Source organism: Bacteroides sp. An269, assembly GCF_002159755.1.
GTDB classification, from domain to species: Bacteria; Bacteroidota; Bacteroidia; order Bacteroidales; family Bacteroidaceae; genus Phocaeicola; species Phocaeicola intestinalis.
On the sequence record NZ_NFJG01000020.1, the window covers coordinates 24,855 to 46,954 of the forward strand.

The window sequence follows — 22,100 nt, forward strand, 5'->3', positions numbered from 1 at the left end:
TACCATTGACATTTTGCGGACATTCATTTTTTTATAGTGTGGCAATGTTGCACAGATTGTGGATTTTTTCTACAATAATATCTGCCGATTTGATTTCCTTCTTTATTTTTTGCAATGGTAAAATGTTGTTGTTTAATGTGTTTTGATGAATCGGACGTGAAAAGCCGGTGTTTGGTATTTGTTTTGCAAAGGAAGTAGTGTATAGGCAAAAATTTATAACTTATGTCAAGAGAGAAAGTATTGTTTATTTTCATTGCCTTGTTTTTAGTGGGGCAGACGGTTGTCGCTCAAAACCGTACATTGCAAGGCATTATCACTTCGGCTGAAGACGGCGAACCCTTGATTGGGGCTGTCATCGCCATTAAAGGAAACGAAGCTCAAGGTACGATTACTGATATCAACGGGCATTATACGCTTGATGTGCCTTCTGAGACTCAGGCTTTGATTGTTTCGTATGTAGGTATGAAAACTCAGGAAGTCCGTATCCCTCATGGGCGTGACAAGTTGAATATCATTTTGCAGCCTGATAATCAGATGTTGCAGGAAGTCGTAGTGACGGGATATGGTAATTTTACCAAGTCGTCATTTACCGGTTCTGCCAATACCTTGCGGGCGGATATGATGAAAGACATTCCTGTTATGAATGTGGAGCAGAAACTGGAAGGGATGACTACCGGTGTGAACATTACCGGAAGTTCGGGGCAACCGGGTGCCAATCAAAGCATCCGTATCCGTGGTATGGGATCGTTTAACGCGTCGCAAGAACCCTTGTTCGTAATTGACGGCGTGCCGGTTACTTCCGGAAATTTAAGTACAGGAGGCTTTGACGCATCGTATATGAATAATTCGAAAACAAATATCATGAGCACGCTGAACCCTTCTGATATTGAAAACATAACGGTGATTAAAGATGCGGCTGCAGCTTCGCTTTACGGTTCGCGCGCGGCTAACGGCGTTATCTTGATTACCACCAAACGGGGGAAATTAGGCAGGACGCAAGTCACGCTGAATGTGTCGGGAGGATTCTCGAACTCTGCTGTCGATTTCCGGCCGACACTGAACGGTGACCAACGGCGTGAATTATTGTATGAGGGCTTGGTGAATTATGCTACAGACCAGGGGATGGAATCGCCCACGGAATATGCCGACGGGCTGATAGACAATTATGCTTCCATTCCTTCGATGGGATATACGGACTGGCGTAAGGAATTGCTTCGTACGGCTTCCCAGCAGCGCTATGAGGCATCGGTTTCGGGAGGAAGCGAACGCACGACATATTATGCTTCGTTGGGGTATGACAAGCAGGAAGGGCTTGCCAAGAACTCAAGCCTGAAACGTTATTCTGCCCGTCTGAACCTGACTCAAAAGGTTGGCAGGTATGGTGAAGTGGGAGCTAACATGATGTTCTCGCAGATGAACCAGGAATTGAACGAGGAACGTACTTCTGCCATAAATCCTTTCTTTGATGTGGCTGTGACGATGAATCCCTCAATGACTGTACGCGATGAGGAAGGCAATTATACGGGAGCTTATCCGGGGTCTTCATTGAATCCGTTGCGGGATATCTTGACCGACTACAACCGTACCCGCATGACTCGTATGTTCAGTACGGGATATGCCCAGATAGAACCCCTAAAGGGACTGAAGCTGAAGGAAACGTTGAGTTACGATTACAATATCCAGAAGGATGCCCGTTATTACAATCCGCTCAGTTCGGCGGGACCCAAAAGCGGGAGCGATGCCCGTACGGCGAAAGGGTTTATCGAATATGGACGGCTGAACTCGTCTACCTCTATTAATTATGTGCATACATTTGCAGACAAGCATAATCTGGATGTTCTGGCAGCTTATGAAGTAGAAAGTTATGAGACCGACCATGCCGTAGGCGAGGCGTTCGGTTTGCCTTCCGGAATATTGACAGAACCGGACAATGCCGCCTCATTGAGCGACTTTATGTCATCGACGCAAGCTTATCGGATGATTTCGTATTTGTCGCGCCTGAATTATAATTATGATGACCGCTACTATGTGGCAGGGAGTTTCCGCCGGGACGGAAGCTCGCGCCTTTCGCCGGATAACCGTTGGGGGAATTTCTGGTCTGTGTCGGGCATGTGGAACATCGGCAACGAATCGTTCATGCAGCCTGTGCGCCATATTTTGAGTGACTTGAAAATACGTGCATCCTATGGTGTGAACGGAAACCAGCCGAATTCGTTATACGGATATATGGGTTTGTATTCGTATGGGCAGAACTATATCGGCAATGCGGGCTCGTATGAATCGTCCCAGCCGAATTCGAACTTGAAGTGGGAAAAGAACTATAACTTGAATATCGGATTGGATTTGTCTTTCATTAACCGTATCTTTATCAGTCTGGAATATTATAACCGCGACACGAAAGACTTGCTGTATAATTTGCCAATCAGTTCTACAACCGGTTTTACCAGTTATCTTGCCAATGTGGGGCAATTGAACAATAAAGGGGTGGAATTGGAATTGCGTACCTTGAACTTTTCTTCGAACGGTTTTAACTGGACTACCATTTTCAACTTGAGCCATAACCGGAATAAGATTGTATCGCTGAACGGCGAGCTGGAGCAGTCTATCGAAGGCACGTGGTTCATTCATAAGGTAGGGTTGCCGTATCATACGTTTTATGTAAAGGAGTACGCCGGTGTGGATCCGCAGACCGGACAGGCGCAATATTACTTGAATACCACCAATGAAGACGGAAGCCTGAACCGTTCGCTTACGACGGATGCAAATGCAGCTCAAGCCATCGCTTATAAGGGAGCGGAGCCGAAGGTGTCGGGCGGTTTGACCAACCAATTCCGTTATCGGGACTTTGATTTGAGCTTTACCTTGACTTATTCGTTGGGAGGATATTCTTTCGATAAAGCCGGAACTTATATTGAAAACGGGACAACTGGAATTTATGGGAACGAAACCGGAAGTACGGGTTATAATTTGTCCGTTTATACGCTCAACCGTTGGACGAAGCCCGGTGATGTGACCGATGTGCCGCGTTTTGTCTATGGAGAAGCGGCTGGACCGCAAAACTCTTCACGTTATATTCACAGTACCGACCATTTGCGGTTGAAGAGCTTGACTTTCGGTTATACTTTGCCCGAACGTTGGACACAAAAGGTATTGCTGCAGAATGCGCGTGTTTATTTTTCCGGAAGCAATTTGCTGACATGGGCGAAATGGAAATATTACGATCCGGAAACTCCGGTGAATGGCGAAGTGTTCTGTGAAGCTCCGACTATGCGCACATTCAGTTTTGGTGTACAATTAACTTTCTAATTCAATGGATAGAAACAACAGTATGAAACGAGTTACTTTATATATAGGAATGATGGCGGCTTCGTTGGCGGCAACTTCTTGTTCAGATAGTTGGCTTGATTTGAATCCGTCTACTTCGGTCACGACAGACCAGGCTTTGTCTACACTGACTGATATTGAAACTGCTTTGAACGGAGTCTATCGTGAGACTTCCTTGCATAGCTATTATGGCGACAATTACTGGTATTACGGAGATTGCCGTGCCATGGATGTACAGGCGCGGGTTACCAAAGGAGACGGACGGCGTGTGTCTCCTTATTACGAGTACAATGTCCAGGCTACCGATAACCTGAACATTACTCTGCCTTGGCAACAGCCTTATATTGTCATCCGTCAGGCGAACAATATTCTTCAGCGTATTGAGGAAGGAGGCATTGAAGGAGCTGCCGATGAAGATTTGGCAAGCATCAAGGCTGAAGCATTGGTCTTGCGTGGGTTGGCATTGTTCAATTTGACACGTTTCTTCGGCATGCCTTATATGTATGATAACGGTGCGTCTCTGGGCGTACCTATTGTTACGTCTCCTACTGATCCGACTTCGGCTCCTGCCCGTAATACGGTTGCTGAATGTTACGGACAGGTTGTAGCGGATTTTACGGAGGCTTTGCCTGACCTGACGCGTGAGAAAGCGGACGGATATGTCAATTATTGGGCGGCACAGGCTTTGCTTTCACGTGTTTATCTGGATATGGGAGAGTATCAGGCGGCATGGGATGCTGCGACGGATGTCATCGAGAATAATGGAGGGCTTTATCAGCTTTATACGCAGAGTGAATATGCTGCTGTATGGGGACAGGATTTCCAGTCCGAATCACTTTTCGAACTGTATATAACGATGACCGAACCTGCAGGAGGAACAGGAGGTGAAGGCGCTCCGATGGTTTATGCCAATGAAGCGACTTTCGACTGGAACAACTTGATATTGAGTGAAGACTACTTAGACTTGCTGGAACAGGACCCTGACGATGTGCGTCATAGCGTGACAGTTGCTTCCGTTACGCCTGACAATGGAGGATTGCCTGAAGCGGCACGCGACCGGAAAGTGTTTCTTACGAAGTTTCCCGGAAAGACCGGCAATCCGCAAGACAATGACATCTGTATCATCCGTCTTTCCGAAGTCTATCTGAATGCTGCAGAGGCTGGCTTCCATTTAGGAGGCTCGTATGCAGAAACGGGGCGTACTTACCTGAATGATTTAATCAGCCAGCGTACGCCGAATACCGGTATGCAGGTCTCGACTGCAGGTTTTACCATTGACCGCATCTTGGAAGAAGTGCGCCGGGAACTGGTAGGTGAAGGGCAAGTGTTCTTTGATTTCCTGCGCAACGGCAAGCCTATTGTGCGCAACAAGGGCTGGCACTTGGTGACGTTGGATACTTCTGATGCATGGACTATCCAGCCCAATGACCTTCGTATTGCTTTGCCTATCCCGCAAACCGAAATAGATGCCAATCCGAATATGGTGCAGAATCCCCGTTAAAGGGCGTACGGTTACAAAGCCGTAGGGGATACGCCATACATTTTCTTGAAAGCAGACGAAAAATGAGACTGGTTCTTGAAGCCGACCTCCGTATATACATCGGCTATTTTTCGTCTGCCTTCTTTCATTAAGTCGTATGCTGCTTCCAGCCGTTTCCGTATCAGCCATTTCTCCGGAGTAAGGTTACTCACTTTCTTAAAGTCACGTTTAAAGGTGGCAAGGCTTCTGCCTGTATAATGTGCCAGTTCTTCCATCGTGAACTCGTACATATAGTTTTTGTTCATGAAATCAAGAATGTCTATTTTCCAGGGCTCATTGAAATCGAAAAGTGTAGGAGCAAAACGCTTGTCGATATGGAGCAAGGCAAGCAATCCTTCCTGCAGTTTGAGTTGCATAAGGTCGTCTTGCGGTTTTACATCGGGGTCGAAATAAGGAGTCATGGAGGCGAAAAGGCTGGTGATTTCCGCTGTTTTGGGCAGTTTGATGACTCCCGAATCTAATTTAGGAGTATTTGCCGGCGCTTTGTATTGTTCGGATTTGGTGTACATCTCTTTTAAAAAGTTGCGGGTAAACATCAGGAAAATACCGCAATATTTTTCGCCATTGGCTGTCCGTTTATACATTGTGATATGATGGTCGCGAGGGATAAATACGCATTCGCCTTTGCTCACGTGTATTTGTTCTTTGCCGTTATCGAGCAACATTTCCCCCGAATAAACATAATTCATGGCAAATTCACGGGAGCGGTGAATGCATCCGCTGGTATCATCGTAGAAGAAGCTGAAGAAAATGTTGTTGTAGTTGAATATCATTTTCATCGGGCCGGTAAGGTCTTCCGTTTGATTTTGTTGTTTCATGTCACTTAGTCTTTTGTATATATATTGTTATAATATAAGGTGTACGATTTGCGGATTGTGGTCGGACAGGAATTTGCTTCCCGGTGCCGCTTCTTTCGGAATGAAACTGTCGAGTACTTTTATTTGCGGAGTGACAAAGATAAAGTCTATTTTCTCGCATTGCTCCGAAGGAATTTGCCCGAAGTTGTGGAAAGTGTAATCCACTCCCGTCTGTTTGCCGGCAATCTTAGCCGCATCTTTCAGTACGAATGCGTTGGAAGTAATGGTGCGGTAAGCTTCCGATTGGTCGTTTACGTTGAAGTCGCCCGTCAGTACCGCGGGGCGGTCGCCTACTATTTCTTTTATTTTCCGGATAATCAGCAAGGCGCCTTCCCGTCGGGCAGTAACACCGACATGGTCAAAATGTGTGTTGACTGCCATAAAGATTTTTCCGCTTTGCTTGTCTTTCATTTTCGCCCAGGTTGCAATGCGTGTGCAGGCTCCGTCCCATCCGATAAACCCTATGCTGTCAGGATATTGTGAAAGCCAGAATGTGTTGCTGTCTAATACTTCGAATCTGTCTTCCTTATATAATATAGGAGCATATTCGCCTTTGGTTTTCCCGTCATCGCGTCCTACTCCGATAGATTTATAGCCAGGAAGGCGCTGCAGCAGGTCTTCCAATTGGTTGTGCAGCACTTCTTGCATGCCTACGATGTCCATGTCTTGTGCCTGGATGAACCGTGTGACGGTGTCTTTGCGGAATTGCCAGTTGTTCGATTGGTCGGCAGGGTTATCATACCGGATGTTGAATGTCGCCCAAGTAATCGTTTGTGCCTGGCAGGGTAAGGAGAAAAATGCCGATGTGATAACGGCAATGGCTAAAAAAAGTCTTTTCATAATCTTTATAATGGTTTGATAGGTTGGTTTTATACGGGATGTTCCTTATATCCGGCTAAGATACGAAATATATGGAAAAAACTTTCTATCTTTGTAACAAAAATATTTTTATGAGTCATATACGGTTAGGAAAATACAATCAGTTAGAGGTTGTGAAGGAGGTAGATTTCGGTGTGTATCTGGATGGTGGGGAAGACGGGGAAATCTTGTTGCCAAAACGCTATGTTCCACAAGGTTGCGTTCCAGGTGATGTCTTGAATGTTTTCATTTATCTGGATATGGAAGAGCGGCTGGTAGCTACCACACTCCAACCTTATGTACAGGTAGGAGAGTTTGCTTGCCTGGAAGTGGCCTGGGTCAATCAGTTTGGTGCTTTTTTGGACTGGGGGTTGATGAAAGACCTGTTTGTCCCTTATCGGGAACAGAAGACAAAGATGGTGAAGGGTGGTAAGTATATTGTTTATGTATACATAGATGAGGAAAGTTACCGTATTGCTGCTTCTGCCAAAGTGGAGCATTTCTTGTCGAAAGAACATCCGGTATATGAAGCCGGTGAAGAAGTGGATGCGTTGGTATGGCAACGTACGGATTTAGGTTATAAAGTCATTGTGGATAATAAATTCAGCGGGATGTTATATCACAACGAGGTGTTCCAGCCATTGAGTCCGGGAAAACGTGTCCTGGCTTATATCAGGCAGGTACGTGAAGACGGAAAGATTGATTTGGCTTTGCAGAAAGCAGGATTTGAAAAGATAGACGACTTTGCGGAGACCTTGCTTCAATATATTGAGGCACAAGGCGGATTTACACCGATGAACGATAAAACCGATGCCGCTGTGATTTACAATACATTCGGGGTAAGTAAGAAAACATTTAAAAAGGCGGTCGGCGATTTATACAAGAAACGTCTGATTGTCTTGGAAAAAGAAGGCATTCGTCTTGTTCCTCAGGACTGATTATGAAATTGCCTCAAAACAGAAAGATAACTGTATGAATAAGATAACGTTATTTTCTGTTTTGAGTCAATTCTTTATTGTGTTAAGCCTTAGATGGACAATTCATGCAATACATTGACTAATTCACGGTCAATGGGCTTGTCGTTTTTAATGGCTTTGCTGAACGGCACATATACGATTTGGTCGTTTTCGATACCGATCATTACATTGCGCTGGCCTTCCATGAGCGCTTGGATGCTGGCTACTCCCATACGGCTGGCGATGATACGGTCATGTGCCGTGGGGCTTCCTCCGCGTTGCAAGTGCCCTAAGATAGTGACACGTACGTCATATTGCGGATATTCGTTCTTTACGCGTTCGGCATAATGCATGGCTCCGCCAGTGATTTCACTCTCTGCAACGAGCACAATGGAACTGCTCTTTGACTTGCGGAATCCGTTTTTGATGAATTCCTCCAGTTGGTCGACTTCTGTATTGAATTCGGGGATGATTGCAGCTTCAGCTCCTGCGGCAATAGCGCCATTCAAGGCAAGGAATCCGGCATCACGTCCCATTACTTCTACGAAGAAGAGACGTTCGTGTGAGGTGGCTGTATCACGAATCTTATCCACTGCATCCAGAATGGTGTTCAGTGCGGTGTCATAACCGATGGTTGTATCTGTGCCATACAGGTCATTGTCGATGGTTCCGGGCAGGCCGATACACGGAATGTCGTATTCTTGGGCCAGCAAGCGTGCTCCCGTCAGCGAACCGTCCCCTCCGATGACAATCAAGGCATCGATTTCTTCACGTTGCATCGTTTCGTATGCAATCTTACGTCCTTCCGGGGTCTTGAATTCCTGGCAACGTGCTGTTTTCAGGATTGTTCCTCCCTGTTGGATGATGTTGCTTACGTTTTGCGTTTTGAATTCTTGAATTTCTCCTGTAATCAATCCCTTGTATCCTCTGTAAATGCCTTTTACTCTCAAGCCGTTATAGATAGCAGAGCGTGTTACGGCACGGATGGCTGCGTTCATACCTGGGGCGTCTCCTCCCGAAGTCAGAATACCAATACATTTAATAGTTCCCATAAAATTGTTATTCGTTATATAGTGATACTGCAAAGGTATCAAAAAACTAGTTTACAAGCAAATAAATATTTCCATTTTTTGACATTATCCGGGCTGTCGGTTGAGTGACAAAATGGTTTCTTTACAGGCTTCCATCAGCCACTTAGGGGTAGAGGTCGCTCCACAAATGCCGATTGAACGTGCCTGTTGTAACAAGTTGCGGTCTATTTCTTCAGGTTGGTCTATCTGGTAAGAGTTGGGGTTTACTTTGCGGCATTCTTGGTAAAGTATTTTTCCATTCGAGCTTTTATGTCCGCAAACGAAAAATACCAAGTCGTGGGCTGCAGCAAAACGGCGTATTTCTGGCATGCGGTTTGCTACTTGCCGGCAGATGGTATCGTAAAACTGGAACGTGACATGAGGGGCAATATGTGCTTGGATATAAGCAACGATTTCTCTGAATTCGTCCAGGGATTTTGTAGTTTGTGAATAGAGCCGGATGTCTTTGTTGAAATCCAGTTGTTTGGCTTCTTCCAGATTCTCAATTACGATAGCTTCACCATTGGTTTGTCCTACCAGTCCTAAAACTTCCGCGTGTCCGTTTTTCCCGAAAATGACTATTTGTTTTTTTCGTCCTTCAGGGGCAGGGGTGTCATATTCTTGCTTGATACGCTTCTGAAGCCGTAATACGACGGGGCAGGTGGCATCGATGATTTCGATGTGTTTTCGCCGAGCCAGTTCGTATGTAGAGGGAGGTTCGCCGTGTGCCCGTAGTAAGACTTTTACTTCTTCCAGTGTGCCGAATTTCTCATGGTCTATGGTAAGGAGCCCGAGCCTTTTCAGGCGTTCGCATTCTTGTCCGTTGTGGACGATGTCTCCCAGGCAATACAGAGGAGCACCTTTAGACAATTCTTCTTCGGCTTTCTGGATAGCAGTAGTCACACCGAAACAGAAGCCTGAACTTTCGTCTATTTCTATTTGGGGGGATGTCTTGTTATTCATAGACTACACGTTTGAATTGATCCAACAACCAGTTTTTCTGTTCGCTGAGTGTCAGATTGCTGTTGTCCAGTAAGATAGCATCTTCAGCTTTTCGTAAGGGGCTTACGGTACGGGTCTGGTCAATACGGTCGCGTTCTTCTACATTGTGCAGGATATCTTCGAATGAAGCTTTCTGTCCTTTGGCGCACAACTCATCGTAGCGGCGTTTGGCACGGATTTGGGGTGAAGCTGTGACAAAAATCTTCAGTTCGGCATCGGGGAATACGGCGGTGCCGATATCGCGTCCGTCCATTACAATGCCTTTGTCTTTGCCCATGTCTTGCTGTTGGCGCACCAAAGCATGGCGCACGAAATCAAGTGCTGACACAGGGCTGACTTTTGAGGACACTTCAAGTGTACGTATCTGTTCTTCTACATCTTTTCCGTTTAAGAAGGTGTGCAGGCGCTGGGTGGCTGTGTCTATGCGAAACGTAATGTGTATCTCGTCCATGTGTTGTCTGAGGGCTTCGGTCCGGATGTTTCCGTCCGGGTCGAATAAGTCATGTTCGATGCAATATAGGGTTACGGCACGATACATGGCACCGCTGTCGATATAGATATAGCCGATTTCTTTTGCCAAGTCTTTTGCCATAGTGCTTTTTCCGCACGACGAAAAACCGTCGATGGCGATGACTATTTTTTTCATACGTTGTTTCGTTTTTATGGTTTGCGCTTCAAAGATACACATTTTTGTTAGATTTCTTTTCTTTCTTGACAACCCTTTAAAGATTTCTGTTATATTTGCAGTACGGAGTATTCCGGAGCATTATTTATACCAAAGAATTATGAAACAATTGACCACGAAAGAAATGCAAGGGCTTTTCCATGTGTATATGGAAAAACTGGCTTATATGCGCGACCCGAAAGGTTTGTACGAACCGATAGAATATGTACTTGCCATTGGCGGAAAACGTATCCGTCCATTGTTGTTGCTATTGGCATACAACTTATATAAGGAAGATGTGGAGGCTGTATTTTCGCAGGCTGCTGCACTGGAGACATATCATAATTTTACTCTTTTGCATGATGATTTGATGGATAAGGCAGACAAGCGGAGAGGGAAGCCGACGGTACATAAGCGTTGGAATGAAAATACGGCAATTCTCTCGGGCGATGCCATGATTATCTTGGCTTATCAGTTCTTGATGAAAGATTGTCCTACGCAGTATGTCAAACCGATAATGGAAGTATTTTCACAAACGGCGCTGGAAGTTTGCGAGGGGCAGCAATGGGATATGGAATTCGAGCACCGTAATGATGTGTCGGTAGATGAATACATTGAGATGATACGCTTGAAGACTTCGGTGTTGTTGGCGGGTTCGTTGAAGATAGGGGCGATTTTAGGAGGTGCATCCGAGGAAGATGCCCGGAAGTTGTATGACTTCGGCATCCAGATCGGCTTGGCTTTCCAATTGCAGGATGACTATTTGGATGTGTATGGCGATCCGAAAGTCTTTGGTAAGAATATCGGGGGAGACATTCTTTGCAACAAGAAAACCTTTATGCTGATTACGGCTTTCGAGCAAGCTGATGCCGGAACCCGTACCGAACTGATGCACTGGATTACTGCCGGAGATTATATGCCTGAACAAAAGATAGCTGCTGTGACGGCTATATATAATAAGGAGAAAATCGGAGAACTGTGCCAGAAGAAGATAGAAGATTATTACGGGCAAGGGATGCGTTTATTGGAACAGGTGCAGGTTCCGCAGGAGAACAAGCGGCATCTGTTGGATTTTGTAGTCGGTCTGATGCACCGTAACCTGTAACTGGATAAATGAAAGGAGGGGTTATGGTTCATTTGATAGATACACACACACACTTGTTTGTCGAAGAGTTTGACGGAGACCGCGAACTGGCATTGATTCGTGCCCGTGAAGCAGGAGTGACACGTTTGTTTATGCCCAACATTGATGATGCATCGGTAGAGCAGATGCTGGCTTTGTGCGACGAACATGAAGGATGTTATCCGATGATTGGATTGCATCCCACATCGGTAGATGCTGATTGGAAAATCCGTCTGGAGCGTGTAGAACGGTGGTTGCATTCAGACAGGAGGTTTTATGGTATCGGAGAGGTGGGGCTTGACTTGTATTGGGACAAGACTTACCTGAAAGAGCAGGTAGAGGTGTTGCACAGACAGATAGAATGGGCATTGACGTATGGTTTGCCGTTGGTCATCCATTGCCGTGCCGCCTGTTCCGAATTGTTGGAAGTGCTTTCGCGGTATGACAAAAAGAGTCTGACAGGTATTTTCCATAGTTTTACAGGTACAGAGGAAGAGGCGCTCCGCTTGTTGGATTATCCCGGTTTTATGTTGGGGATAAATGGTGTTGTGACATTCAAGAAGAGTACCTTACCGGCTGTATTGGCATCATCGGTGCCATTAGAGCGTTTGGTGCTGGAGACCGACTCGCCTTATTTGGCTCCGGTGCCTTATCGGGGAAAGCGGAACGAAAGTGCATTTATTGTGAAAGTAGCAGAGAGGTTGTCTGAGATTTATGGAGTCCCGATGGCTGGAATAGCCTCTGTGACATCAGCAAACGCACTGAAAGTTTTTAAAATATATTAAATTCATCTTTGCTGGAAGACTTTTGTACGCCAAATCTTAGGCAAAACCAAAAATAAAGAATACTTTTGCACACGAATTTCTAAGATACGGTCATAAGAGTCAAGGAGAGATGCTCGAGTGGTTGAAGAGGCACGCCTGGAAAGCGTGTATACGTCAAAAGCGTATCACGGGTTCGAATCCCGTTCTCTCCGCAGCAAGGTAAGATTTATCAGGTCTTATATGAATCTTTAAACAAATCCAAGATGAAGAAGTTTTTTGCATTTTTCGCGGTGGCAGGTATTCTGTCATTGGGAATGGTTTATTCTGCAAGGGCTCAAGATGCAGATATTAGCAAGGGATTCGAACAAGCGGAAGAGTATGAGGTGATGGACAAGGACACAGTTGAGACCGCTGGGCAAAGAGGTGTGCCCGGAGTTCTGACCTCAGGATGGAAAGAAGGAGATTCTGGCTTGATGTCATTGGTCGGCATTGCTTTCGTATTAGGCTTGGCTTGTTGCGTAGAGCGTATCCTGTCGTTGGGCTTGGCGGATATCGATATCCGGAAATTGATGGAAAAAGTAGCGTCTGCATTGGAAAAAGGTGATGTGGAAGGAGCTACGAATCTTTGTCATAACACGCGTGGACCAGTAGCGGCTGTTTGTTATCACGGCTTGTCGAGAATCGATGAGGACTCGGATGTGGTAGAACGGATGGTCGTTTCTTATCGGGAAGTACAATCGGGTAATCTGAAGAAAAGGTGCTTGTGGATAAGGATGTTTATTGTCACGACGTTGTCGTTAGGCGTATTGGGCACAGTAATTGGTATGGCTATGGCTTTTGATTCTCTTTGCTATGCCGGTGGATTTTCGGTATCGGATATGGCGGGGAATATACGTACGGCTCTGTTTCCTATGATATTTGCTTTGGTTGCGGCCATTGTGCTTTATGTGTTTTACATTTACATCCAGAATCGGATTGCAACAATGGAGAACCGGATGAAGGAAGCCTCTTTGACATTCCTTGACTTGGTGATGAAATACAACTGGAAGTATAAAAGATGATATGGGCGGATATAGGTCCGTATGCTTATGAACCTATGTTCATCAGCGGGCGAAGATAAGTTCGTGGGCTGATGAACATAGGTTCATTTCTTTTGCAAAGGTTATTTTACTTTCGAGGCCTCTTCGGTCTTCACTTTCCGAAGCAGGTCGGAAGCAAAGATGAAATTGTTCAGCCGTTCGTTTGTGGCACTGAATACCTGGTCTTTGTTGCCTTCCCATTCCTTGTGCCCTTGGTAAATGTAAAGGATGCTATCGCCGATACCTAATACCGAGTTCATGTCATGGGTGTTGATGATGGTGGTCATATTGTATTCTGTGGTAATGTCGTGTACCAGCTCGTCAATTACCAGTGATGTCTTCGGGTCCAGTCCGGAGTTGGGTTCGTCACAAAACAGGTATTGGGGCTGAAGAGCAATGGCACGGGCGATTGCCACACGTTTCTGCATACCTCCACTTATTTCGCCGGGATATTTCTTTTGGGCATCAAGCAGGTTGACCCGGTCCAGACAAAACTGGGCACGTTTGACCCGCTCGTTGTAATTCTTGTTGGAAAACATGTCAAGGGGAAACATCACGTTTTCCAGTACGGTGAGCGAATCGAACAAAGCTGCACTTTGGAAAATCATCCCCATTTCTCTGCGCAATGATTTTTTTTCTTTCTTGTCCATTGTGAGAAAGTTACGCCCGTCGTATAATACTTCACCTTTATTGGGAGCGAGCAGTCCTACCAGGCATTTCATCAGCACGGTTTTTCCCGAGCCACTCTGTCCGATAATCAGGTTGGTTTTCCCGTTTTCGAAAGTGAAGCTGATGTCTTCCAGCACATTCTTGTCTTCGAAAGATTTGTATATTGATTTTATTTCTATCATGATTGGTTTCGCTTTAGCTGAGTAATTGGGTTAGAATCAGGTCGGAAAACAGAATCAGTACGCTGCTCGATACTACAGCGTCGGTACTTGCTTTACCCACTGCTATGGAACCGCCTTCGACTGTATATCCAAAGAAAGCCGAAACGCTGGCGATGATGAAAGCAAAGAACAACGACTTGATGAAACTGCACCACACATACCATTCCACGAAACTGTACTGGATACCATATTCCAGGTCGGTGGCATTCATGATGCCGGCAAACCAGGCAGTACAGAAGGCTCCGATAATGCCCGCAAAGATGCTGAATACCACCAGAAGGGGAATCATGGTCATCAGTCCGATTATTTTAGGGAGAATCAGGTACGATGCCGAATTTACGCCCATGATGTCGAGTGCATCTATCTGTTGGGTGACGCGCATGGTTCCCAGTTCGGATGCAATGTTCGAGCCCACCTTTCCGGCAAGAATCAAACACATGATGGAGGAGGAAAATTCCAGCAACAAGATTTCACGGGTCGTATAGCCGACCACGAAACGTGGCATCCAAGGGCTTTCTATATTGAGCTTGATTTGGATGCAGATGACTGCGCCGATGAAAAAGGAAATCAGCAGGACGATTCCGATGGAATTGATGCCCAGCTGTGCCATTTCGTTGACGTATTGTTTGAAATACATCCTGAACCGTTCAGGACGGGCGAATACCCTGCCCATAAGCATGATGTATTTCCCGAAGTTTGAAATTGGCTTTACCATATCTTATTCAAGTCTGATTTTAGTGCAAAAGTACGGTTTTTTAGCTATATTATAATAAAAGGGAAGAGGAAATTAGGGCGAATGACCACATAACCCAAGTTTTTTACTACTTTTGCCGAAGATTTTTATCACGCAAACGAATTTTAGAGCAATATGGCAGAACAGGAAAACCAGCAACAGGCTACAGGCAATTTCGAGCTTCCGGCTGACGGACGTATGGTGCTTCGTACTGAGAATTTGGTGAAGAAGTATGGCAAGCGTACCGTGGTGAGCCACGTTTCCATTAATGTGAAGCAAGGGGAAATCGTGGGGCTTCTGGGGCCGAACGGGGCAGGGAAGACCACTTCTTTTTATATGACGACGGGACTGATTGTGCCCAATGAGGGACATATTTACTTGAACGACCAGGATATAACCAGCTATCCGGTGTACAAGCGTGCGCAGAACGGTATCGGTTATCTGGCGCAGGAAGCTTCCGTATTCAGGAAGATGAGCGTGGAAGACAATATCGCTTCAGTATTGGAGCTGACCAAGACTTCGAAAGAGTATCAGAAGGAAAAGCTGGAAAGTCTTATAGCCGAATTTCGTCTGCAGAAGGTCCGGAAGAACTTGGGGGACCAGTTGTCAGGGGGAGAGCGTCGGCGTACGGAAATAGCCCGATGCTTAGCCATCGACCCTAAGTTTATCATGTTGGACGAGCCTTTTGCCGGAGTCGACCCTATTGCTGTAGAAGACATCCAGCATATTGTATGGAGATTGAAAGATAAGAACATCGGCATTCTGATTACCGACCATAATGTGCAGGAAACATTGAGCATTACTGACCGGGCTTACCTGTTGTTCGAAGGTAAAATCTTGTTTCAAGGCACACCCGAAGAACTGGCGGCCAACAAGATTGTGCGTGAGAAATATTTGAGTAACAGTTTTGTGCTCCGCCGGAAAGATTTTCAGATGAGAGATATACGCGAATAGCATTATCTGCCAGGTGTTTTGTGAAATTTTACGTTGACTTTTTGGTTATTGTAAGATTAAACACTATTTTTGCAACCTCAAAAATTGAATAGGAAATATAGTAGTAATTAAAACAATAAGTCGGAAATGAATATTTCATTGCAAAATGTAGACAAGGTGAGCGCGGTGCTTACCGTTCAGATTGAAAAAGCTGACTATCAGGAAAAAGTAGAAAAAACATTGAAAAAGCTCCGTCAGAACGTGAATATGCCGGGATTTCGCAAAGGCATGGTTCCGATGACATTGCTCAAGAAGCAGTATGGTACGTCAGTATTGGTAGAGGAAGTTGACAAATTGATGCAGGAAAAGGTGAACGAATATATTCGTGAAAATAAAGTGGATATGTTGGGCGCTCCGCTTCCCAAAGAAAGCAATGTAGATTTTGCCAATGACGAAAACTTTGAATTCTCTTTCGATATTGCCTTGGCTCCCGAATTTACAGTAGATTTGTCGGCTGCTGATACCATTGATTATTACGACATCAATGTCACAGACGAGATGGTAGACCAACAGGTGAAGTTGTATACTCAGCGTACGGCCAAATATGAAAAGGTGGAAGACTATCAGGACAATGATTTGTTGAAAGGTTTGCTTGCCGAATTGGATGAAAACGGAAATACCAAAGAAGGCGGCATTCAGGTAGAAGGTGCAGTAATGATGCCTACTTATATGAAGAATGATGACCAGAAGGCTGTATTCAACGGTGCGAAGGTGAATACTGTGTTGGTGTTCAACCCGTCTGTTGCTTTCGACAACAATGAAGCCGAATTGTCGTCACTTTTGAAAATCAAGAAAGAAGAAGTGGGTGCACATACCGGCAATTTCAGCTTCCAGATAGAAGAGATTACACGTATGATTCCGGGAGACTTGAATCAGGAACTGTTCGATCAGGTTTTGGGTGAAGGCAAGGCGCATAGTGAAGAGGAATTCCGTGCACAAATCAAGGAAACCATTGCCAAGCAATACGAAGCAGACAGTGATTATAAATTCTTGATTGATGTGCGCTCGTATGTATCCGGAAAAATCGGAAAATTGCAGTTCGCTGATGAGTTGATGAAGCGCATCATGCTGGAAAACAACAAGGATAAAGGCGAAGAGTTCGTTTCAGAACACTATGAGAAGAGTCTGGAAGAACTGACTTGGCACCTGATTAAGGAAAAACTGGTGGCTGCCAACGGAATTAAAATAGAACAGGCAGATATTAACGAAATGGCCAAGGAAGCTACTCGTGCTCAATTTGCCCAGTATGGCATGATCAATGTTCCGGATGAACTGCTGGATAACTATTCGAAGGAAATGTTGAAGAAACGCGAAAGTGTGGAAGCTTTGGTAAACCGTGCTGTGGAAAGCAAGCTGGCAGAAGCATTGAAAGCACAGGTTACATTAAACCACAAGGCCGTTTCGGCAGAAGAATTCAATAAGATGTTTGAGTGATTTCCTTCCTGTGGTGAAGGCGAATTGCTAAAACTTGCTAAAAGAGGAGCTTTTAATTTGGCATTCCGTTAAGTGAGTGGAAGTTTTTGTACTTTTGCCCAAGCGGAAAGAAGAGGCCAGTTTAAAAGCTTCTCTTTTTATTCAGATTAAAACACAATTAAAAACTTAATAGACGAATGGATGATTTTAGAAAATATGCTGTCAAGCATTTAGGCATGAACAGCATGGTGCTTGATGACGTAATCAAGTCGCAGGCAGGTTATTTGAATCCTTATATTTTGGAAGAACGTCAGCTGAATGTGACGCAGCTTGATGTGTTCTCGCGTTTGATGATGGACCGCATCATTTTCCTCGGAACCCAGATTGATGATTATACAGCCAATACCTTGCAGGCGCAGCTGCTGTATCTGGATTCAGTAGATTCGGGTAAAGACATTTCTATTTATATCAATTCTCCGGGCGGGTCGGTATATGCCGGTCTGGGTATTTATGACACAATGCAGTTTATCGGTAGTGATGTGGCTACCATTTGTACCGGTATGGCTGCTTCGATGGCTGCGGTGTTGCTGGTGGCTGGCAAGGAAGGCAAGCGGTCTGCGTTGACGCATTCACGGGTGATGATTCATCAGCCGATGGGAGGAGCACAGGGTCAGGCATCCGACATTGAGATTACGGCACGTGAAATACAGAAATTGAAGAAAGAATTGTACACGATTATCGCCGAACATTCGCATACCGATTTCGATAAGGTATGGGCAGACTCGGACCGTGATTACTGGATGACAGCACAAGAGGCCAAGGAATATGGTATGATTGACGAAGTGTTGTCGCGTAAACCGGTATTGTAGTATTAACGAGTAAACAAAGTATCAGATAACAAGTTGGCAAAGACCTGAATGGTAATTAAGAAGTCTTGCCAGCTTGTTGACTTTTCAACTAAAAAACAAGAAAATTGGAAGATAAAACGAATCAAAGAGGCAAACGGCGTTGCAGCTTTTGTGGACGGTCGGAAAATGAAGTGGGCTTTTTGATAACGGGGGTCAACGGATGTATTTGCGACAGTTGTGCCGAACAGGCGCATGAAATCGTACAGGAAGCTGTTCGCCAGAAAGGAAACGGTTTGAATCTGAATTTGCAGGATTTACCGAAACCGAAAGAAATCAAGGAGTTTCTTGACCAATACGTCATCGGGCAAGATAGTGCCAAGCGTTACCTTTCGGTGGCTGTTTACAATCATTACAAGCGTTTGTTGCAGCCCGAGAGCAAAGATGATGTGGAAATCGAGAAGTCGAATATCATAATGGTAGGAAGCACAGGAACTGGAAAGACATTGCTGGCGCGCACCATAGCCAAGTTGCTGCACGTACCTTTTACCATTGTCGATGCTACGGTCTTGACCGAAGCCGGTTATGTGGGCGAAGATATCGAAAGCATCCTCACCCGCCTGTTGCAGGTAGCAGACTACAATGTTGCCGAGGCAGAACGAGGTATTGTGTTTATTGATGAAATAGACAAGATAGCCCGTAAGGGGGATAATCCTTCTATTACCCGTGACGTCAGTGGTGAAGGGGTTCAGCAAGGTTTGCTGAAGCTCTTGGAAGGGTCTATCGTCAATGTGCCTCCCCAGGGCGGACGTAAGCATCCGGAGCAGAAGCTTATTCCGGTAAATACAAAGAACATCTTGTTTATTTGTGGAGGGGCGTTCGATGGGATAGAACGTAAGATTGCCCAGCGCCTGAATACGCACGTGGTAGGATATGGTGCAGCAAAGAATACGGTGAATATCGACCGCAAGAACTTGATGCAGTATATTGCACCTCAAGACTTGAAGTCATTCGGCCTGATTCCTGAAATTATCGGACGTTTGCCGATACTGACTTATCTGAACCCGTTGGACCGTACGGCATTGCGCAACATTCTGACCGAACCCAAGAATTCCATTATCAGGCAATATATCAAATTGTTCGAAATGGATGGCGTGAAATTGGAGTTCGAGCCGGAGGTGTTCGAATATATTGTCGATAAGGCTATCGAGTATAAGTTGGGAGCCCGCGGCTTGCGCTCCATCGTGGAAACCATTATGATGGACACGATGTTCGAGGTTCCTTCGCACAAGGTGGATACCTTTGTCGTGACGCTCGATTATGCGAAAGAACAGATGGGAAAAGCGAACATCTCGCGTCTTCAAATGGCTTAAAAACATGGAAAGTGATGAAAAAAGTAGTTTTTTCTTGAATTTATTCCTAAGAAATTTGCATAATATCAAAACTTGTTTATAACTTTGTTAAGAGGAAAAAGGAATTATTCTCTTGAAAAACTTGAATACTAACATCACTTAAAATGAAGAGACAATGGCGGAAAACATCAATTTAGCAGCACAATTGAAAAAGTATTTCGGTTTCGATACATTTAAGGGAAACCAGGAAGCTATTATTCGTAACCTGCTGGCAGGCAAAGATACATTTGTGTTAATGCCTACCGGTGGAGGGAAATCTTTGTGTTATCAGTTGCCTTCCTTATTGATGGAAGGTACGGCTATCGTGATATCTCCGCTCATTGCTCTGATGAAAAATCAGGTAGATGCGATGCGCAACTACAGCGAAGAAGATGGAGTAGCGCATTTCATTAATTCTTCACTCACGAAATCAGCGATTGATCAGGTGAAGTCGGACATCTTGGCTGGAAAAACCAAGTTGTTGTATGTGGCTCCCGAATCATTGACGAAAGAAGAAAATGTTGATTTCCTGAAGCATGTAAAAATCTCTTTTTATGCAATTGATGAGGCGCACTGCATTTCTGAATGGGGACATGACTTCCGTCCGGAATACCGCCGTATTCGGCCGATTATCAATGAAATCGGAAAAGCTCCGGTGATAGCATTGACGGCAACGGCTACACCTAAAGTAAAAATGGATATCCAGAAAAATTTAGGGATGGTGGATGCAACTGAGTTCAAGTCTTCTTTCAATCGTCCGAACTTGTATTATGAGGTACGTCCTAAGACCAATAATATAGACAAGGATATTATCCGTTTCATTAAGCAGAATCCGGAAAAATCAGGTATCATTTATTGTTTGAGCCGGAAGAAAGTGGAGGAGCTTGCCGAAATCCTTCAGGCAAATGGCATTAAGGCGCGTCCTTATCATGCCGGTATGGATTCGGCTACACGGAATGCCAATCAGGATGCTTTTTTGAAGGAAGACGTTGATGTGATTGTTGCCACCATTGCTTTCGGTATGGGAATAGACAAGCCGGATGTCCGGTTTGTAATTCATTATGATATGCCGAAAAGCCTGGAAGGGTATTATCAGGAAACTGGGCGTGCTGGACGTGACGGAGGGGAAGGCCAATGTATAACGTTCTATTCGAACAAAGACTTGCAGAAGTTGGAAAAATTTATGCAGGGAAAGCCTGTTTCCGAACAGGAAATTGGAAAGCAATTACTGTTGGAAACTGCAGCTTATGCCGAATCATCAGTGTGCCGTAGAAAGGTGTTGTTGCATTACTTCGGTGAAGAATATACAGAAGATAATTGTGGTAATTGTGATAACTGTTTAAATCCGAAGAAACAAGTGGAGGCTCAGGATTCATTGTGTGCAGTGATTGAAACAATCATTGCAGTTAAAGAAAACTTTAAACAAGATTATATTGTTGATATCCTTTTGGGAAAAGAGACAAGCGAGGTATTGGCGCACAAACACGAAGAACTGGAAGTGTTCGGTTCGGGTATGGGCGAAGAAGAAAGGTTGTGGAATGCCGTGATTCGCCAGGCGCTGATTGCCGGATATTTAAGTAAAGATGTAGAAAACTATGGCTTGCTGAAAGTGACGGCTGAGGGACGCAAGTTCTTGAAGAAGCCTAAATCGTTCAAGATTGTAGAAGATACAGATTTCGATGAAGAAGAAATCGAAGACGTGCCGATGCGCGGCGGTGCTTCGTGTGCCGTTGATCCGGTGCTGTTCTCTATGCTGAAAGATTTGCGCAAGAAGATGTCAAAGAAACTGGATGTACCGCCTTATGTCATATTTCAGGATCCGTCGTTGGAAGCAATGGCTACCATCTATCCGATAACATTGGAGGAACTGCAGAATATTCCGGGAGTGGGTGCCGGTAAGGCTAAACGTTACGGACAGGAGTTCTGCGATTTGATCAAGAAGCATTGCGAGGAGAACGAAATCGACCGTCCGGAAGATTTGCGTGTGCGTACAGTTGCCAATAAGTCGAAACTGAAAGTCTCTATTATTCAAAGTATTGACCGTAAAGTAGCGCTTGATGACATAGCTGTAGCAAAAGGAATCGAATTTAATGAATTGCTTGATGAAATCGAGGCTATAGTCTATTCTGGCACAAAACTGAATATCGATTACTTTTTGGAAGAAGTCATGGATGAAGACCACATGCTTGATATTTATGATTATTTCAAAGAGTCTACTACAGACAAGATAGACGATGCCATGAGTGAGCTGGGAGGTGATTATACGGAAGAAGAAATCCGGTTGGTGCGCATCAAGTTCATTTCAGAAATGGCTAATTGATAGTTGTAGGTCCGTTATCGGACAATGTGCGGAAATATGAGGAAGGAATCATGACGGAACATTTGTCATGGTTCCTTTTTATATGAGAAGCTGTTTTGAATTTCTCCAAAAAGTTTTTCTTGTCTTGATGTATACGTTTTCGTGTGTGCTTTGGGCGATTTTTTGGTCTTTTTCGCCCCTGTTCTTCGTCAGATAGCCCGCTATCTTCCTCATCACAGAAGCGAAAATGCCTCAAAAACTCATCCCAAATCATCGCACGATAAATTCAAAACAGCTTC

General features: G+C 44.9%; 19 protein-coding genes and 1 tRNA gene. 12 read left to right on the forward strand and 8 right to left on the reverse strand.

The window, feature by feature from the left end:
• The first annotated feature begins 222 nt into the window (after nucleotides 1-222).
• Nucleotides 223-3,306, forward strand: coding sequence for a TonB-dependent receptor (locus tag B5F71_RS06185; RefSeq protein WP_087208531.1), 3,084 nt, complete (start codon nucleotides 223-225; stop codon nucleotides 3,304-3,306).
• A 22-nt stretch (nucleotides 3,307-3,328) separates the two neighbouring features.
• Nucleotides 3,329-4,825 (forward strand): RagB/SusD family nutrient uptake outer membrane protein, encoded by a 1,497-nt coding sequence (locus B5F71_RS06190; RefSeq protein WP_087208533.1) that lies wholly within the window; start codon nucleotides 3,329-3,331, stop codon nucleotides 4,823-4,825.
• An 11-nt stretch (nucleotides 4,826-4,836) separates the two neighbouring features.
• Here B5F71_RS06190 and B5F71_RS06195 read toward each other — a convergent pair whose 3' ends face one another.
• Nucleotides 4,837-5,643 carry an AraC family transcriptional regulator gene (locus tag B5F71_RS06195; RefSeq protein ID WP_087208549.1) on the reverse strand — a complete coding sequence of 269 codons (807 nt, stop codon included), beginning with the start codon at nucleotides 5,641-5,643 and terminating at the stop codon, nucleotides 4,837-4,839.
• 66 nt (nucleotides 5,644-5,709) lie between these two features.
• Complete coding sequence (locus B5F71_RS06200; protein WP_140400064.1) at nucleotides 5,710-6,561, reverse strand: endonuclease/exonuclease/phosphatase family protein; 852 nt, start codon at nucleotides 6,559-6,561, stop codon at nucleotides 5,710-5,712.
• Nucleotides 6,562-6,671: 110 nt separating this feature from the next.
• On the opposite strand from B5F71_RS06200, the gene B5F71_RS06205 reads away from it, so the two are divergent.
• A complete protein-coding gene (locus B5F71_RS06205; RefSeq protein WP_087208535.1) occupies nucleotides 6,672-7,517 on the forward strand; it encodes a S1-like domain-containing RNA-binding protein in 846 nt (281 codons plus the stop codon).
• Nucleotides 7,518-7,606: 89 nt separating this feature from the next.
• On the opposite strand, the gene pfkA is transcribed toward B5F71_RS06205, so the two are convergent.
• The 3 genes from pfkA to cmk form a co-directional block, all read right to left on the reverse strand.
• Nucleotides 7,607-8,587, reverse strand: coding sequence for a 6-phosphofructokinase (pfkA, locus tag B5F71_RS06210; protein WP_013619221.1), 981 nt, complete (start codon nucleotides 8,585-8,587; stop codon nucleotides 7,607-7,609).
• 84 nt (nucleotides 8,588-8,671) lie between these two features.
• Nucleotides 8,672-9,568, reverse strand: coding sequence for a 4-hydroxy-3-methylbut-2-enyl diphosphate reductase (locus B5F71_RS06215; RefSeq protein WP_087208537.1), 897 nt, complete (start codon nucleotides 9,566-9,568; stop codon nucleotides 8,672-8,674).
• Nucleotides 9,561-10,253 (reverse strand): (d)CMP kinase, encoded by a 693-nt coding sequence (gene cmk, locus B5F71_RS06220; RefSeq protein ID WP_087208553.1) that lies wholly within the window; start codon nucleotides 10,251-10,253, stop codon nucleotides 9,561-9,563. The genes B5F71_RS06215 and cmk overlap by 8 nt, the downstream gene beginning before the upstream one ends.
• 139 nt (nucleotides 10,254-10,392) lie before the next feature.
• On the opposite strand from cmk, the gene B5F71_RS06225 reads away from it, so the two are divergent.
• The 4 genes from B5F71_RS06225 (at nucleotide 10,393) to B5F71_RS06240 (ending at nucleotide 13,219) form a co-directional block, all read left to right on the forward strand.
• Nucleotides 10,393-11,376 carry a polyprenyl synthetase family protein gene (locus B5F71_RS06225; RefSeq protein ID WP_087208539.1) on the forward strand — a complete coding sequence of 328 codons (984 nt, stop codon included), beginning with the start codon at nucleotides 10,393-10,395 and terminating at the stop codon, nucleotides 11,374-11,376.
• A 23-nt stretch (nucleotides 11,377-11,399) separates the two neighbouring features.
• Nucleotides 11,400-12,179 carry a TatD family hydrolase gene (locus B5F71_RS06230; RefSeq protein ID WP_087208541.1) on the forward strand — a complete coding sequence of 260 codons (780 nt, stop codon included), beginning with the start codon at nucleotides 11,400-11,402 and terminating at the stop codon, nucleotides 12,177-12,179.
• Between the two features lie 103 nt (nucleotides 12,180-12,282).
• A tRNA-Ser gene (locus B5F71_RS06235) sits at nucleotides 12,283-12,370 on the forward strand.
• A 51-nt stretch (nucleotides 12,371-12,421) separates the two neighbouring features.
• Nucleotides 12,422-13,219: a MotA/TolQ/ExbB proton channel family protein gene (locus tag B5F71_RS06240; RefSeq protein WP_087208543.1), complete on the forward strand. Its 798-nt coding sequence runs from the start codon at nucleotides 12,422-12,424 to the stop codon at nucleotides 13,217-13,219.
• 101 nt (nucleotides 13,220-13,320) lie between these two features.
• Here the strand turns inward: B5F71_RS06240 and B5F71_RS06245 are convergent, their stop codons facing one another.
• Nucleotides 13,321-14,088, reverse strand: coding sequence for an ABC transporter ATP-binding protein (locus tag B5F71_RS06245; RefSeq protein ID WP_022040082.1), 768 nt, complete (start codon nucleotides 14,086-14,088; stop codon nucleotides 13,321-13,323).
• Nucleotides 14,089-14,101: 13 nt separating this feature from the next.
• On the reverse strand, nucleotides 14,102-14,842 hold the full coding sequence (locus tag B5F71_RS06250; RefSeq protein WP_022040081.1) for an ABC transporter permease: 741 nt from the start codon (nucleotides 14,840-14,842) through the stop codon (nucleotides 14,102-14,104).
• 153 nt (nucleotides 14,843-14,995) lie between these two features.
• Here B5F71_RS06250 and lptB point away from each other — a divergent pair, with 153 nt between their 5' ends.
• The 5 genes from lptB (at nucleotide 14,996) to recQ (ending at nucleotide 21,822) form a co-directional block, all read left to right on the forward strand.
• Nucleotides 14,996-15,814 carry an LPS export ABC transporter ATP-binding protein gene (lptB, locus tag B5F71_RS06255; RefSeq protein ID WP_022040080.1) on the forward strand — a complete coding sequence of 273 codons (819 nt, stop codon included), beginning with the start codon at nucleotides 14,996-14,998 and terminating at the stop codon, nucleotides 15,812-15,814.
• A 126-nt stretch (nucleotides 15,815-15,940) separates the two neighbouring features.
• Nucleotides 15,941-17,287 carry a trigger factor gene (gene tig / locus B5F71_RS06260; RefSeq protein ID WP_022040079.1) on the forward strand — a complete coding sequence of 449 codons (1,347 nt, stop codon included), beginning with the start codon at nucleotides 15,941-15,943 and terminating at the stop codon, nucleotides 17,285-17,287.
• 176 nt (nucleotides 17,288-17,463) lie between these two features.
• Entirely contained in the window at nucleotides 17,464-18,135 is a 672-nt protein-coding gene (gene clpP / locus B5F71_RS06265) for an ATP-dependent Clp endopeptidase proteolytic subunit ClpP (RefSeq protein ID WP_022040078.1), read from the forward strand.
• 104 nt (nucleotides 18,136-18,239) lie between these two features.
• Nucleotides 18,240-19,484, forward strand: a complete 1,245-nt coding sequence (gene clpX, locus B5F71_RS06270; RefSeq protein WP_022040077.1) for an ATP-dependent Clp protease ATP-binding subunit ClpX — start codon at nucleotides 18,240-18,242, stop codon at nucleotides 19,482-19,484.
• A gap of 154 nt (nucleotides 19,485-19,638) precedes the next feature.
• A complete protein-coding gene (gene recQ, locus B5F71_RS06275; RefSeq protein WP_087208545.1) occupies nucleotides 19,639-21,822 on the forward strand; it encodes a DNA helicase RecQ in 2,184 nt (727 codons plus the stop codon).
• Here the strand turns inward: recQ and B5F71_RS20165 are convergent.
• Entirely contained in the window at nucleotides 21,815-22,075 is a 261-nt protein-coding gene (locus B5F71_RS20165; protein WP_158098046.1) for a hypothetical protein, read from the reverse strand. The two genes, recQ and B5F71_RS20165, sit on opposite strands and share 8 nt — an antisense overlap.
• Between the last annotated feature and the right edge of the window lie 25 nt (nucleotides 22,076-22,100).

Excerpts from the sequence above, each read along its gene's own strand:
- B5F71_RS06185 (WP_087208531.1), top strand. The coding sequence starts at position 223 with ATGTCAAGAGAGAAAGTATTGTTTATTTTCATTGCCTTGTTTTTAGTG.
- B5F71_RS06190 (WP_087208533.1), top strand. The coding sequence starts at position 3,329 with ATGAAACGAGTTACTTTATATATAGGAATGATGGCGGCTTCGTTGGCG.
- B5F71_RS06195 (WP_087208549.1), bottom strand. The coding sequence starts at position 5,643 with ATGAAAATGATATTCAACTACAACAACATTTTCTTCAGCTTCTTCTAC.
- B5F71_RS06200 (WP_140400064.1), bottom strand. The coding sequence starts at position 6,561 with ATGAAAAGACTTTTTTTAGCCATTGCCGTTATCACATCGGCATTTTTC.
- B5F71_RS06205 (WP_087208535.1), top strand. The coding sequence starts at position 6,672 with ATGAGTCATATACGGTTAGGAAAATACAATCAGTTAGAGGTTGTGAAG.
- pfkA (WP_013619221.1), bottom strand. The coding sequence starts at position 8,587 with ATGGGAACTATTAAATGTATTGGTATTCTGACTTCGGGAGGAGACGCC.
- B5F71_RS06215 (WP_087208537.1), bottom strand. The coding sequence starts at position 9,568 with ATGAATAACAAGACATCCCCCCAAATAGAAATAGACGAAAGTTCAGGC.
- cmk (WP_087208553.1), bottom strand. The coding sequence starts at position 10,253 with ATGAAAAAAATAGTCATCGCCATCGACGGTTTTTCGTCGTGCGGAAAA.
- B5F71_RS06225 (WP_087208539.1), top strand. The coding sequence starts at position 10,393 with ATGAAACAATTGACCACGAAAGAAATGCAAGGGCTTTTCCATGTGTAT.
- B5F71_RS06230 (WP_087208541.1), top strand. The coding sequence starts at position 11,400 with ATGGTTCATTTGATAGATACACACACACACTTGTTTGTCGAAGAGTTT.
- B5F71_RS06240 (WP_087208543.1), top strand. The coding sequence starts at position 12,422 with ATGAAGAAGTTTTTTGCATTTTTCGCGGTGGCAGGTATTCTGTCATTG.
- B5F71_RS06245 (WP_022040082.1), bottom strand. The coding sequence starts at position 14,088 with ATGATAGAAATAAAATCAATATACAAATCTTTCGAAGACAAGAATGTG.
- B5F71_RS06250 (WP_022040081.1), bottom strand. The coding sequence starts at position 14,842 with ATGGTAAAGCCAATTTCAAACTTCGGGAAATACATCATGCTTATGGGC.
- lptB (WP_022040080.1), top strand. The coding sequence starts at position 14,996 with ATGGCAGAACAGGAAAACCAGCAACAGGCTACAGGCAATTTCGAGCTT.
- tig (WP_022040079.1), top strand. The coding sequence starts at position 15,941 with ATGAATATTTCATTGCAAAATGTAGACAAGGTGAGCGCGGTGCTTACC.
- clpP (WP_022040078.1), top strand. The coding sequence starts at position 17,464 with ATGGATGATTTTAGAAAATATGCTGTCAAGCATTTAGGCATGAACAGC.
- recQ (WP_087208545.1), top strand. The coding sequence starts at position 19,639 with ATGGCGGAAAACATCAATTTAGCAGCACAATTGAAAAAGTATTTCGGT.
- B5F71_RS20165 (WP_158098046.1), bottom strand. The coding sequence starts at position 22,075 with ATGATTTGGGATGAGTTTTTGAGGCATTTTCGCTTCTGTGATGAGGAA.